General features: G+C 73.7%; 13 protein-coding genes. 4 read left to right on the top strand and 9 right to left on the bottom strand.

The window, feature by feature from the left end; genetic code table 11:
• The 3 genes from VHA72_RS01060 to VHA72_RS01050 all read right to left on the bottom strand — a co-directional run.
• A partial coding sequence (locus tag VHA72_RS01060; protein WP_325572590.1) for an FAD binding domain-containing protein occupies window positions 1-718 on the bottom strand: 718 nt, incomplete at its 3' end.
• Window positions 719-770: 52 nt separating this feature from the next.
• Complete coding sequence (locus tag VHA72_RS01055; protein ID WP_325572589.1) at window positions 771-3,263, bottom strand: xanthine dehydrogenase family protein molybdopterin-binding subunit; 2,493 nt, start codon at window positions 3,261-3,263, stop codon at window positions 771-773.
• Complete coding sequence (locus VHA72_RS01050; RefSeq protein WP_325572588.1) at window positions 3,260-3,769, bottom strand: (2Fe-2S)-binding protein; 510 nt, start codon at window positions 3,767-3,769, stop codon at window positions 3,260-3,262. Before VHA72_RS01050 ends, VHA72_RS01055 begins: the two co-directional genes overlap by 4 nt.
• 95 nt (window positions 3,770-3,864) lie before the next feature.
• Here VHA72_RS01050 and VHA72_RS01045 point away from each other — a divergent pair, with 95 nt between their 5' ends.
• From VHA72_RS01045 to VHA72_RS01035, 3 genes are read left to right on the top strand one after another with little or no spacing between them, the layout of a single operon-like run.
• Window positions 3,865-4,716 carry a tryptophan 2,3-dioxygenase gene (locus tag VHA72_RS01045; RefSeq protein ID WP_325572587.1) on the top strand — a complete coding sequence of 284 codons (852 nt, stop codon included), beginning with the start codon at window positions 3,865-3,867 and terminating at the stop codon, window positions 4,714-4,716.
• On the top strand, window positions 4,713-5,564 hold the full coding sequence (locus VHA72_RS01040; protein ID WP_325572586.1) for a hypothetical protein: 852 nt from the start codon (window positions 4,713-4,715) through the stop codon (window positions 5,562-5,564). The genes VHA72_RS01045 and VHA72_RS01040 overlap by 4 nt, the downstream gene beginning before the upstream one ends.
• Window positions 5,561-6,823 carry a kynureninase gene (locus VHA72_RS01035; protein ID WP_325572585.1) on the top strand — a complete coding sequence of 421 codons (1,263 nt, stop codon included), beginning with the start codon at window positions 5,561-5,563 and terminating at the stop codon, window positions 6,821-6,823. Before VHA72_RS01040 ends, VHA72_RS01035 begins: the two co-directional genes overlap by 4 nt.
• On the opposite strand, the gene VHA72_RS01030 is transcribed toward VHA72_RS01035, so the two are convergent.
• From VHA72_RS01030 to VHA72_RS01005, 6 genes are read right to left on the bottom strand one after another with little or no spacing between them, the layout of a single operon-like run.
• Window positions 6,795-8,018, bottom strand: a complete 1,224-nt coding sequence (locus VHA72_RS01030) for a sigma-54-dependent transcriptional regulator family protein (protein ID WP_325572584.1) — start codon at window positions 8,016-8,018, stop codon at window positions 6,795-6,797. The genes VHA72_RS01035 and VHA72_RS01030 overlap by 29 nt on opposite strands.
• 9 nt (window positions 8,019-8,027) lie before the next feature.
• Window positions 8,028-9,173 carry an XdhC family protein gene (locus tag VHA72_RS01025; protein ID WP_325572583.1) on the bottom strand — a complete coding sequence of 382 codons (1,146 nt, stop codon included), beginning with the start codon at window positions 9,171-9,173 and terminating at the stop codon, window positions 8,028-8,030.
• Complete coding sequence (locus tag VHA72_RS01020) at window positions 9,166-10,248, bottom strand: vWA domain-containing protein (protein ID WP_325572582.1); 1,083 nt, start codon at window positions 10,246-10,248, stop codon at window positions 9,166-9,168. Before VHA72_RS01020 ends, VHA72_RS01025 begins: the two co-directional genes overlap by 8 nt.
• Complete coding sequence (locus VHA72_RS01015) at window positions 10,245-11,129, bottom strand: AAA family ATPase (RefSeq protein ID WP_325572581.1); 885 nt, start codon at window positions 11,127-11,129, stop codon at window positions 10,245-10,247. The genes VHA72_RS01020 and VHA72_RS01015 overlap by 4 nt, the downstream gene beginning before the upstream one ends.
• Before the next feature lie 29 nt (window positions 11,130-11,158).
• Window positions 11,159-11,734, bottom strand: a complete 576-nt coding sequence (locus tag VHA72_RS01010; RefSeq protein ID WP_325572580.1) for a nucleotidyltransferase family protein — start codon at window positions 11,732-11,734, stop codon at window positions 11,159-11,161.
• Window positions 11,735-11,749: 15 nt separating this feature from the next.
• A complete protein-coding gene (locus tag VHA72_RS01005) occupies window positions 11,750-12,235 on the bottom strand; it encodes a hypothetical protein (RefSeq protein WP_325572579.1) in 486 nt (161 codons plus the stop codon).
• A gap of 103 nt (window positions 12,236-12,338) precedes the next feature.
• On the opposite strand from VHA72_RS01005, the gene VHA72_RS01000 reads away from it, so the two are divergent.
• Window positions 12,339-12,441, top strand: a 103-nt coding sequence (locus VHA72_RS01000) for a DUF4031 domain-containing protein (protein WP_325572591.1), incomplete at its 3' end; no start/stop codon positions are given.

The following is a 12,441-nucleotide window of genomic DNA, read 5'->3' as shown; positions in this document are numbered from 1 at the left end:
CCTCGCTCGCCGGCCGGCCGACGAGCGCCTCCGCGACGCCGCGGGCGCGCAGCGGCGTACTGCCCATGTTGGTCAGCCCCACGCGGGCGGCGGCGATCGTGCCGCCGTCCACCCGGACGGTGGCCGCCACCGCGCAGATCGGCCACTGGTGCGCGACCCGGACGAACTTCTCGTAGCAGGCACCCCAGCCGGTGTGCTTGGGGATCCTGACCTCGGCGAGGATCTCGTCCTCGCCGATGGCGGTCTCGAACAGGTCGACGAAGAAGTCGTCGGCGCCCACCGTGCGCCTCCCGCCCGGCCCGGCGATGACGAACTCGGCGTCCAGTGCCCGGGCCGGCGCCCCCAGGTCACCGGCCGGGTCGGCGTGCGCCAGCGCACCGCCGAACGTGCCGCGGTGCCGGACCTGGGCGTCGGCGAGATGGTCCACCGCCCGGGTGATGAGGGCGGCGTGCTCGGCGACCAGCGGATCCGCGCCGACGACGCTGTGCGGGGTCATGGCGCCGATGACGATCGCGTCGCCCTCGTCGCGTACGCCGCGCAGCGACTCGATCCGGCCGAGGTCGATCACCCACTCCGGGGCGTTGAGGCGCATCCGCATCACCGGCAGCAGGCTCTGCCCGCCGGCCAGGATCTTGGCGTCGTCACCGTGCTCCTGCAGCGCTGCCAGCGCTTCCTCGAGCGTGCTGGGCGCGAGGTAGTCGAACGTTGCCGGGATCATTCGGGGCCCCCGTTCAGAGCGGAGCGAAGCGAGCATGGGGATGGGGTGAAGATCATTCGTCTGCTCCTGTCGTGCGGTCCGCTGTTCCCTGCGTGCCGGTGGAGGGGTCGAAGTGCGGCATCGCGCCGCCCACGGTCTCGCCGCCGGCTCCGGCGCCCTCCCCCTCGGACTGACGCAGCGCCCTCCAGACCCGCTCGGGCGTGCACGGCATCTGCACGTCGTGGACGCCGAACGGTCGCAGCGCGTCGACGATCGCGTTGACCACCGCGGGCGTGGAGGCGATGGTGCCGGCCTCGCCGACGCCCTTGGCGCCGAGGCTGTTGGTCTTGGCCGGCGAGGTGGTGTGGTCGATCTGGAAGCTGATCGTGTCGGCGGCCGTCGGCAGCAGGTAGTCCACGAAGCTGCCGGAGACCAGCGTTCCCGACTCGTCGTAGACGGCCTCCTCCCACAGCGCCTGGGCGATGCCCTGGACCAGGCCGCCGTGGACCTGGCCGGAGACGATCAGCGGGTTGATCACTACGCCGATGTCGTCGCAGGCGACGTACGTGCGCAGCTTCACCTGTCCGGTCTCGGTGTCGACCTCGACCGCGCACAGGTGGGTGCCGTGCGGGAAGTTGAAGTTCACCGGGTCGAACGTCGCCTCGGCGTCGAGGGACGGCTCGACGCCGTCGGGCAGGTTGTGCGCCGCGAACGTCGCCAGCGCCACCTCGGTCAGCCCGAGCCCGGCATCGGTGCCACGGACCGAGAACCGGCCGTCCTTGAACTCCAGGTCCTCGACGTTGGCCTCGAGCAGGTGCGCCGCGATCGGACGCGCCTTCTCGATCACCTTGTCGGCCGCGCGCACCACCGCCTCGCCGCCGACCACCAGCGATCTGGAGCCGTAGGTGTCCAGGCCCTTCGGGGCGATCTGGGTGTCGCCGTGCAGCACCTCGACGTCCTCGAACGGTACGCCGAGCCGGTCGGCGACGATCTGGCTGAACGCGGTCTCGTGGCCTTGGCCGTGCGCGCTCGCGCCGGTGACCACCTCGACCTTCCCGGTGGCCAGCATCCGGATCTGGGCGTGCTCCCAGCCGCCGGCGCCGTAGTCGAGGCTGCCCAGCACCCGCGAGGGCGCCAGGCCGCACATCTCGGTGAAGGTGCTGATCCCGATGCCCAGTTGCACCGGGTCGCCGCTCTCCCGCCGGCGTCGCTGCTCCGCGCGCAGCTCGTCGTACCCGAACATCTCCTTGGCCCGCGCGGTGGCGGCCTCGTAGTTGCCCGAGTCGTACTCCAGCCCGGCCACGGTCGTGAACGGGAACTCCTCGTGCGTGATCCAGTTCTGCTCCCGGACCTCGAGCGGATCCCGGCCCAGCTCGGCGGCCAGCTCGTCCATCAGCCGCTCGATCGCGAACGTCGCCTCCGGCCGCCCGGCGCCGCGGTAGGCGTCGGTCCAGGTCTTGTTGGTGAAGACCGTCTGGCAGGCGAAGTGGTACGCCGGAAACTTGTAGATGGCGTTGAACATGAACGCCCCGAGCACCGGCACTCCGCCGCCCACCAGCGCGACATAGGCACCCAGGTCGGCCAGCAGCTCGACCTTGAGCCCGGTGACCTTTCCCTCGCGGGTCGCGGCCAGGGTGAGCTTCTGCCACTGGTCGCGGCCGTGGTGACCGCTCATCAACGACTCGGAGCGGGTCTCGGTGTACTTGACCGGCTTGCCGAGCCGGCGGGCGAGCGCGAAGACGATCATCTCCTCCGGGGTCTGCTGCAGCTTGCCGCCGAAGCCTCCGCCCACGTCGGGGGCGATGACCCGGATCTTCGACTCCGGCACGCCGGTGGTCGCGGCCAGCGCGAACCGCAGGATGTGCGGGATCTGGGTCGCCGACCACATCGTGATCTGCTCGCCGGTCGGGTCGACCACGACGCTGCGCGGCTCCATGAACGCCGGGATCAGCCGCTGCTGGCGGTACTCCCGCTCGATCAGCACGCCGTCGGTGCGCGCCGCGGCGATCGCCTCCTCCACGTCCCCGCCGGTGCCGGCCTGGGCGCTGTCGAAGACCCAGTACGCCGACTTGTTCGTGCCCAGGTCGGGATGGGCCAGCACCGTGTCCTGGGCCGCCTCCTTGAGGTCCAGCGCCGCGGGCAGCTCGTCGTACTCGACCTCGACGAGCTCGGCGGCGTCGCGCGCCTCCGCCGCGGAGCGGGCCACCACCACGGCGACGATCTCGCCGGCGAAGCAGACCCGGTCGACCGCGATCGGCGGGTGGGTCGGCGCCTTCTGCTCCGGCGTGATCGGCCAGGCGTTGATGCACACCCCGACCGACTCGCCGAGGTCGGCGGCGGTGACCACGTCCACGACGCCCACCGCGTCCTTGGCCGCACCGGTGTCGATGCTGGTGATCCGGGCATGGGCGAAGGGGCTGCGCACCATCGCCAGGTGCAGCATCCCGGGCAGGGTGATGTTGTCGGTCCAGCGGGTGCGGCCGGTGATCAGCCGGGCGTCCTCCTTGCGGCGGCGGTCGCGGCCGATCTCACGGGTGCCGATCGGCGGCGTCTCCACGGCGGTCATGCCGGGGTCACCTCCTGCGCGGCGCCGTTCGGCGTGGCGGCGGTGGCGAGCTGACCGCTCGCGTACTGCACCGCGCGGACGATGTTGTGGTAGCCGGTGCAGCGGCACAGGTTGCCCTCGAGGCCGAGCCGGATCTCCTCCTCCGACGGGTGCGGATGAGTGGTGAGGAGATCGACGGTCTGCATGATCATGCCGGGTGTGCAGAAGCCGCACTGCAGCCCGTGACACTCCCGGAAGGCCTCCTGCACCGGGTGCAGCTGCCCATCGCGGGCCAGTCCCTCGATGGTGGTGACCTCGTGTCCGTCGGCCTGGACGGCCAGGACGTTGCAGGACTTCACCGACTGTCCGTCGAGGTGGACGGTGCAGGCGCCGCAGTTGCTGGTGTCGCAGCCGATGACGGTGCCGGTCTTGCCGAGCTTCTCGCGCAGGTACTGCACCAGCAGCATCCGCGGCTCGACGTCGTCGGCGACCCTCATGCCGTCGACGACGAGGTTGATCCGGGTCATGAGCACTCCCTTGGGCGCGCGCCGATATGGTCCAGATCACACTAGGAATGCGCCGGTTGGTCAGTGGTTGGCGGCCGGCGGCAGGGAGGGCAACGATGGGCACACCGCACGACGACGGGCTCCGGCCGCTCGAGGAGGGGGTGCGCACCGACCTCACCACCGAGATGACCTACGGCGACTACCTCGGGCTCGACCGGCTGCTCTCCGCCCAGCATCCGCTCAGCGACCACCCCGACGAGCTGCTCTTCATCATCCAGCACCAGACCACCGAGCTGTGGTTCAAGCTGGTGCTGCACGAGCTGCGCGCGGTCCGCGATCACCTCGACGCCGACGACATCCGCCGTGCACGCAAGGGCCTGGCCCGGGTCAAGCACATCATGCGCACCCTCACCGAGCAGTGGTCCGTGCTCGCCACGCTGACGCCCAGCGAGTACGCCGAGTTCCGCGGCGTACTCGCCTCCTCGTCGGGCTTCCAGTCGGCGCAGTACCGGGCGGTGGAGTTCCTGCTCGGCAACAAGCACCCGGGCATGCTGGCCGTCTTCGACGGCGATCCGGCCGCGCACGCGATGCTGGGCGAGCTGCTCGCCTCGCCGACGGTCTACGACGCGTTCCTGCGGCTGCTGGCCCGGCAGGGTTACGCGGTACCGGCCGCCGTGCTGGAGCGCGACGTCAGCCGGCCGTGGGTGGAGCAGAGCGAGCTGCTGCCCGTCTTCGCGACGATCTACGGCGACACCACCACCCACTGGACGGCGTACGCCGCCTGCGAGGACCTGGTCGACCTCGAGGACGCCTTCCAGCTGTGGCGCTTCCGCCACCTGCGCACCGTGCAGCGCACCATCGGCTTCAAGCGGGGCACCGGCGGCTCGTCGGGCGTCGCGTTCCTCAAGCGCGCCCTCGACCTGACGTTCTTCCCCGAGCTCTACTCGGTGCGCACGGAGATCGGATGACCGAGCTGCCGGGGGTCGTCGACCACCACGTGCACCTGGGCCTGGTGGACCACGTCCCGTTGCGGGGTGGGCCGCTGGTCGAGGTCCACGACCTGGGCTGGTCACCGGCCCAGGCGGCGACCTGGCGGCGGCAGCCGCCCGGCGACGTGGTGGTACGCGCGGTGGGCCGGTTCCACACCGCTCCGGGCGGCTACCCGACCGGCCGGGCCTGGGCGCCTGCCGACGCGGTGCGGGCGGTGGTCGACGAGGCCGATGCCGCCGCCGCGGTCGCCGAGCTGGTGCGGGACGGGTTCGACGCCCTCAAGATCACCCTGCATGCCGCGATGCCGCTGCTGTCCGACGGCGTCCTGCTCGCGCTCGTCCGGGCCGCCCACCAGGCCGGCCTGCCCGCGCTCGTGCACGCCGAGGGACCGGGCCAGGCGGAGCGGGCGATCGACGCCGGGGCCGACGTGCTGGTGCACGCGCCCTGGACCGAGCCGCTGCCGGACCCGGTGCTCGCACGAGCCACCCAGATGACCTGGATCTCGACGCTCGCCATCCACGACGAGGCCGGCCGCACGGTGGCGATCGACAACGTCCGGCGGTTCCGCGCCGTGGGCGGCACGATCGTCTACGGCACCGACATGGGCAACGGCCCGACCCCGGTCGGGCCGAACCCGGCCGAGATCCGGCTGCTGGAGCAGGCCGGGCTCACCGGCGACGCCCTGCTCGAGGCGGTCCTCGGACCGCTCGCCGCCCCGGGCCCCCAGCGCACCCTGGTCTCGCCGCTGCCCATGCCGCAGACCGCCGCCGACCTGATCGCCTGGCTCGCCTCGGCGACCCGCCTCACCACCCAGGAGACATCGTGACCGACCAGCACGCCGCCCAAGCCGACCTGGCCGACCTGGCCGACCGGGCCGCCGAGCTCGACGCCGCCGACCCGCTGGCGCCACATCGCGACGCGTTCGTCAGCACTCCGGGCGTCACGGCGTACCTGGACGGCAACTCGCTGGGCCGCCCGCTGCACGCCGCCCGCACCGCCCTGGCCGAGCTGGTCGACGGTGCCTGGGGCGACCGGCTGATCCGCGCCTGGGACGAGCAGTGGATGGACGCGCCCACCGAGCTCGGCGACCGGATCGGGCGAGTCGCCCTGGGTGCCGCCGCCGGCCAGACGGTGGTCGGCGACTCCACCAGCGTGATGCTCTACAAGCTGGCCCGCGCCGCGCTCGGCGCCCGGCAGGGCCGCGACGAGATCGTGGCGTGCGCCGACGACTTCCCCACCGACCGGTTCGTCGTCCAGGGACTGGCCGACGAGCTCGGGCTGAGCGTGCGCTGGCTGACCGTGGACCCGCGCGCCGGGGTCACCCTCGACCAGGTGCGCGGCGCCCTGGGGCCGCGCACCGCCCTGGTGCTGCTCAGCCACATCTCCTACCGCTCGGCGTGGGTCGCCGACATGGCGGGCATCACCGCCGCCGTCCACCAGGCCGGTGGGCTGGTGCTGTGGGACCTGTGCCACTCGGTCGGAGCGCTCGACCTGGCCCTGGACGAGGCCGAGGTGGACCTCGCGGTCGGCTGCACCTACAAGTACCTCAACGGCGGCCCGGGCTCGCCCGCCTTCGGGTACGTCGCCGCCGGGCTCCAGGACCGACTGCGCCAGCCCATCCAGGGCTGGATGGGCGCGGCCGATCCGTTCGCGATGGGCGAGCGCTACCAGCCGGCGAACGGCATCCGGCGCTTCATCAGCGGCACGCCGCCGATCGTCGGGATGGTGCCGATGCGCGCCATGCTCGACCTGCTGGAGTCGGTCGGGATCGCCGCCGTCCGGGCCAAGTCGGTGGCGCTGACCGGCTTCGCCATCGAGGTGCACGACGCGCTGCTGGCGCCGTACGGCGTCGAGCTCGCCTCGCCACGCGACCCGGCGCTGCGTGGCGGGCACGTCATCCTCGACCATCCCGACTTCCGCGAGGTCACCGCGCGGCTGTGGGAGCGCGGGGTGATCCCCGACTTCCGGCCGCCGCACGGGCTGCGCGTCGGCCTGTCACCGCTGAGCACCAGTTTCGCCGAGGCGCTGCAGGGTCTGGCGACGGTCGCCGACCTGCTCAGCGAGCGGCCGCCAGTCGCGCCTTGAGCAGCGGGACGGCGGGGTGCGCCCGGCCGGCGAGGGCACGCAGCGCCGCCTCCACCACCCCGGTGTCGTACGGCGCCAGCTCGGCGTAGTGCAGCACGGCGTCCGGCACCGGGTCGGCCAGCAGCGCCTCACGCAGTGCGACCGCGACGTACTCGGCCATCTCCGCCAGGGCCGGGCTGTTGGTGCCCGGCAGCAGGTCGCCGCCGTACGCCTCGACGGCCGCGGCGACCCGGCCCTGTCGGACCAGTGCGAGCACCTGCTCGACGTCGGTCGCGGTCGGCATCAGCAGCCGGTAGGGGCGCGACGCCAGCTGGCCGCCGAGGGCGTGCCGCAGGTGCGAGACCTCCGCCTTGAGGGTGGAGAAGGTGACCGCCTGGTCGCCGTAGAGCATCGCGTGCAGCTGTTCCAGGGACAGCCCGTCGGGGTGGAGCGCGAGCAGGGCGAGGATCTCGGTCTGGCGCCGGTTGAGCAGCAGCCGCTGGCCGTCGAACCTGGTCTCGGCGGTGCCCAGCAGCGTCATCACCAGGCCCGGCTCGCCGGTCAGCTCGCCGCCGGGGCGCGGCACGGGCACGCGCGGCAGCGCCGACTCGATCAGGCGGGCCATCACCCGCGCCGTGGCCAGGCCGATCGGGTGGGTGCGGTCCCAGGTGGTGGAGAGGTCGATGACGCCCAGCTGGGCGCCGGTGGCCGGGTCGTGCACCGGCGCCGCCCAGCACACCCAGTTGTGCACCACCTCGGCGTAGTGCTCGGCGCTGAAGACCATCGCCGGGGCGTCGGTGCGCTGGGCGAGGTCGAGCGCGTTGGTGCCCACCGACCGGTCGTCCCAGCGGCCCGCCGGCACGAAGTTCACCGTCTCGGCGCGGCGGCGCATCACCCGGCCGCCATAGGTCCACAGGATGCGGGTGTCCGGATCGGTCACGGCGATCACCAGGTCGCCGTCCTCCGCCGTACGGCGGAGGTCCTCCTCCACCCGCTCCACCGCCGCCTGCAGTGGCGACTCCCGCCAGTAGGCGGACGTGTCGGCCTCGTCGGCCAGCGGCGCCTCCCGGACGTCGGCCGACACGGCGGCACCCGAGCGCGTCCAGCTGCTCAGGATCTCGGGGCGTACCGCGACGGCGGCGTCGCCCTGCTCCACGAACGCCGTCCAGGCACGCAGCGCCTCCAGCCGACGCGACTGCAGCTCCGGGCGGGCCATGACGTCACGCTAGCCGCCGCTGTGAGCCACGTCACCCCCGTGATGGATGCGGCCCCGGCCGGTCGAGAGCCGGGTGCCGGTGCCGCCCCAGCGGCCCGCGATGATCTCCGCGGCGATCGCGATGGCCGTCTCCTCGGGCGTGCGCGCGCCCAGGTCCAGCCCGATCGGGCTGGCCAGCCGCGCGATCTCCGCATCGGTCAGGCCGGCCTCGCGCAGCCGTTGCTCGCGGTCCGCATGCGTGCGGCGCGACCCCATCGCGCCGATGTAGGCCACCTCGGGCAGCCGGAGCGCCACCTCCAGCAGGGGTACGTCGAACTTCGGGTCGTGGGTGAGCACCGCGATCACCGTGCGTGGGTCGACCCGGCCGGCCTGCGCCTCGGCGGCCAGGTAGCGGTGCGGCCAGGCCACCACGACCTCGTCGGCGTCGGGGAAGCGGCTCCGGGTGGCGAACACCGGCCGGGCGTCGCAGACCGTCACGTGGTAGCCCAGGAAGCTCCCGACCCGGGCCACCGCCGCGGCGAAGTCGATCGCGCCGAAGACCAGCATCCGGGGCCGCGGCGCGAAGGCCCACACGAACGCCCGCATCCCCTCGCCCCGCCGTTCCCCGTCGGGCCCGTAGGTGAGGGTGGCGTTGCGACCCTGGGCGAGCAGGCCGAGCGCGTCGTCGTGGACGGCGTCGTCCATCCGCTGCGACCCCAGGCTCCGGGCAGCTGCCCGGTCGGGGCGGACGACCAGGCGGCGACCGATGCGGGTCGGGTCGGGGTGGTCGATCACGGTGGCGACCGCGACCGGGCGACCGGCGGCCACCTCGGCGGCCACCTCGCCGAGCTCGGGGAAGGTCTCGCGGTTCATCGGTTCGACGAACACGTCGATGATGCCCCCGCAGGTCAGCCCGATCGCATAGGCGTCGTCGTCGGAGACGCCGTACCGCTCCAGCACGGGCCGACCGCTCTCGACGACCGCCGTCGCCCGCTCGTAGACGGCGCCCTCGACACAACCGCCCGAGACCGAGCCCACCGCGGTGCCGTCCGGCCCGACCAGCATCGATGCGCCGGGCGGGCGCGGAGCGGAACGGAACGTCGCCACCACGGTGCCCACGCCGACCGTCTCGCCGGCCTCCCACCAGGGCATCAGCGCATCGAGCACGTCACGCACGGGCGATCGCCTCCGTCAGCTCCGCGAACGTCGCCAGCGAGTGGCCGGCCAGCAGCTCGTCGACGTACGGCAGCACCGCCCGGATCCCCTGCTGCACCGGCTCGTAGCCGGCCTTGCCGCGGTGCGGGTTGACCCAGATGACGCGATGTGCCAGCCGGTGCAGCGCGGCGGCCTGGCCGGCGAGCACACCGACGTCGCCACGCTCCCAGCCATCGCTGAACACCACCACGACGGCGCCGCGGGCCAGGTCGCGCCGTCGGACCAGGAACGCCCGCAGCATCTCCCCCAGCCGGGTGCCACCGGCCCAGTCGGGCACGACCTCGCCGGCCGCGACCAGCGCCCGGTCGGGGTCGCGCAGCCGCAGCGCGTCGGTGACCCGGGTGAGTCGGGTGCCGGCTGTGAAGACCTCCGTGCGCGGACCGCCCTGGACGAGCCGATGGGACAGCCGCAGCAACGCCTCGGCGTAGCCGCTCATCGAGCCGGACACGTCGAGGAGGAGTACGACGCGACGCGGCCGGTGACCGCGCCGGCGCCACGCGATCCGCGCCGGCTCGCCGGCCTGGCGCAGGCTGGCCCGCAGGGTGCGCTGGCCGTCGACGCGACCGCGGTGCCACGCCTCCGCGCGCGGGGTACGGCGCAGCGGCGGGCGGACCCGCAGCTGCGCGAAGAGGGCCGCCAGCCGGGCCCGCTCGCCGGCGTCGAGGTCGGCGACGTCCCGGTGCCGGAGCACCTCGGCGTCGCTCGCGCTCGCCCGGGCCGCCTGCTGGCCGTCGCCGCCGTCGGCCTCGTCGCCGACGGCCAGCTCGCCCACCCGCCGGCGCGGTCGCGCCGTGCCCGCCGGTGCCGGGTCGGCGCGGTCGCCGAACCACGCGGCGAACACCTCGTCGTACCGGTCCAGGTCGTCCGGGCGGGCGCACAGCGTCGCGCGACCTGCCGCATAGGTCGCCCGGCGGTCGCCGAGGCCGACCAGCGCGACCGCCTCGACGTACCCCTGGGCGCGGTCGGGTGTGACCGCCACGCCCGCGAGGCGGAGCGCCTCGGTGAAGCCCAGCAGGATCCGGTCCGGCGCGTTCATGCCAGCAGCCGATCCAGCGCGGCGCGGACCCGGTCGGCATCCTCGCGGTACTTCACCAGCGCCCCGACCGTCGCCGCCGCAGCGGCCAGGTCGAGGTCGGCCCGGCCCAGGCAGGACAGTGCCCGCACCCAGTCCAGGGTCTCGGCGACGCCGGGCGGCTTGACCAGCTCGCCGCCGTCGGCGAGGCCGGTGCGCAGCTGTTGGACCACCGCGACCGCCTGTCGGGCCAGCGCCTCGGCGACCTCGGGGGCGCGGGTGCGCACGATGGCGACCTCGCGGTCCAGCCCGGGGTGGTCGATCCAGTGGTAGAGGCAGCGGCGCTTGAGCGCGTCGTGCAGCTCGCGGGTCCGGTTGGAGGTCAGCACCACCACCGGCGGCACCGAGGCCGCCACCGTGCCCAGCTCGGGGATCGAGACCTGGTAGGTGGAGAGCACCTCGAGCAGGAACGCCTCGAACTCGTCGTCGGCGCGGTCGACCTCGTCCACGAGGAGCACCGCGGGTGCCTGCTGCAGCGCCCTGAGCACCGGACGGGCCAGCAGGAAGCGCTCGTCGTACAGGCTCTTCTCGGCCTCCTCGACGCTGTCGCGGGCGCCGGCGGCCTCCAGCGCGCGCAGGTGCAGGATCTGACGCGGGAAGTCCCAGTCGTAGAGCGCCTGGGTGGCGTCGATGCCCTCGTAGCACTGCAGCCGGATCAGCGGCAGCTCGAGCGCCTCCGCAACCGCCTCGGCCAGGGCGGTCTTGCCGGTGCCGGGCTCCCCCTCGAGGAGGAGTGGGCGGCGCATTCGCAGCGCGAGGTACGCCACCGTGGCCAGGTCCGGATCGCACAGGTAGCCGGTGCCGGCGAGCCGGTCCGCCAGCTCGCCGGGCGAGAGCTGCTCCATCCCGCCAATCTAGGCGGCCGATCGTTGGCTCATGGCTGGTCGCGTGGCCGATCCACGTCAGCGCCGGTCGCCAGGTCGCCACACTCGACCGCGAGCACGTCGTGGCCGCGCAGGTAGGCGCGGGCGCCCTGGTCACCGGTGGCGGTGGCGATCACGCCGGCCCAGTGATCGCGGCCGAGCAGCACGGGATGCCCCGGGACCGCGCCGTACGTCGCCCGGACGAGCGCCGCGGGCCCGGCGGCCAGGCCGGCGGCGAGGATGCGACGGACCACATCCGGTCCGACGTCGGGCAGGTCGACCAGGTGGATCAGGACGGCGTCGGCGGCATCGGCGGTGGCATCGGCGGTGGTCTCCGCGAGCCCGGCGCGCAGCGAGGCGCCCATGCCCTCGGCCCAGTCCTGGGCGAGGACCCACCGGACCCCGGGGAGCTCCGCGGCGATCAGCCGGGCGGCCTCGTCGGCGCCCGCGCCGAGCACGACCGTGACCCGGTCACAGCCCCCGACGAGCAGTGCCTCGGCCGAGGAGCGCAGCCAGCCGGGCACGAGCGCCTTGGGCCGGCCCATCCGACGGCCGGCCCCGGCGGCCAGCAGCAGGCCCTGGATCATCGGCCCGGCATCGGCTCAGCCGAAGGCGCTGGTGTAGAGCTTCTCCAGGTCGCCGCTGGCCTGACCGCTGAGACCGCAGCCGGCGAGGGTGCCGTCGGAGGAGATCGCCAGCAGGTAGCTGTCGCCGACGGTGAACCGCGGCACCCCGGCGTCGGTCGGCGGCGGAGTCGAGGGCAGCGTCACCTGCAGCTGACCCACCTGACCGCCGGCGAGCACCCGGGTGGTGCGCAGCACGGCGGTGGTGGCGTCCACCGAGGTGGCGGTCGCCTCCACGGCGGTCGGCTCCTGGGCGAGCTGCTGCGCGGTCGGCACGGCGCAGCGGCCGACCTGGGTCGGCACCGTGACGGTCATCGTGCTGGTGCTGGCCGAGACCGACGAGGAGCGGTCGTGGATATGGAAGACGAAGATCCGCAGGAACAACCCACCGACCAGGATCCCAGGGATCAGCAACAACCACAGCAGTCGCAGGTCGAACGACTGGTTCTCCTCCACCACACTCACCGCTCCATCATCCTCCCTGGACCCAACCTGGTGACGGCCGCCCCGGCCGACGCACCCGGTAACGCCGTGGGGCCCCCCCCTCTCGCATCCGTAGGGTGGCGGCGTGGCCCTCCTCGTCGACGACGCGACCTGGCCCGGGCGGGGCCGCCTCTGGTGCCACCTCGTGAGCGACAGCAGCTTCGAGGAGCTGCACGCCTTCGCCGCCT

It is taken from the genome of Nocardioides sp., from assembly GCF_035547795.1.
Classification (GTDB): Bacteria; Actinomycetota; Actinomycetes; order Propionibacteriales; family Nocardioidaceae; genus Nocardioides.
The sequence above is the reverse complement of the archived record's forward strand: the minus strand, read 5'-3'. Positions and strand labels throughout refer to the sequence as shown.

Bases quoted from the DNA above. Each gene is read 5' to 3' on its own strand.
- VHA72_RS01045 (WP_325572587.1), top strand. From the start codon at position 3,865: ATGGGCACACCGCACGACGACGGGCTCCGGCCGCTCGAGGAGGGGGTG.
- VHA72_RS01010 (WP_325572580.1), bottom strand. From the start codon at position 11,734: ATGATCCAGGGCCTGCTGCTGGCCGCCGGGGCCGGCCGTCGGATGGGC.
- VHA72_RS01020 (WP_325572582.1), bottom strand. From the start codon at position 10,248: ATGAACGCGCCGGACCGGATCCTGCTGGGCTTCACCGAGGCGCTCCGC.
- VHA72_RS01015 (WP_325572581.1), bottom strand. From the start codon at position 11,129: ATGGAGCAGCTCTCGCCCGGCGAGCTGGCGGACCGGCTCGCCGGCACC.
- VHA72_RS01030 (WP_325572584.1), bottom strand. From the start codon at position 8,018: ATGGCCCGCCCGGAGCTGCAGTCGCGTCGGCTGGAGGCGCTGCGTGCC.
- VHA72_RS01050 (WP_325572588.1), bottom strand. From the start codon at position 3,769: ATGACCCGGATCAACCTCGTCGTCGACGGCATGAGGGTCGCCGACGAC.
- VHA72_RS01055 (WP_325572589.1), bottom strand. From the start codon at position 3,263: ATGACCGCCGTGGAGACGCCGCCGATCGGCACCCGTGAGATCGGCCGC.
- VHA72_RS01040 (WP_325572586.1), top strand. From the start codon at position 4,713: ATGACCGAGCTGCCGGGGGTCGTCGACCACCACGTGCACCTGGGCCTG.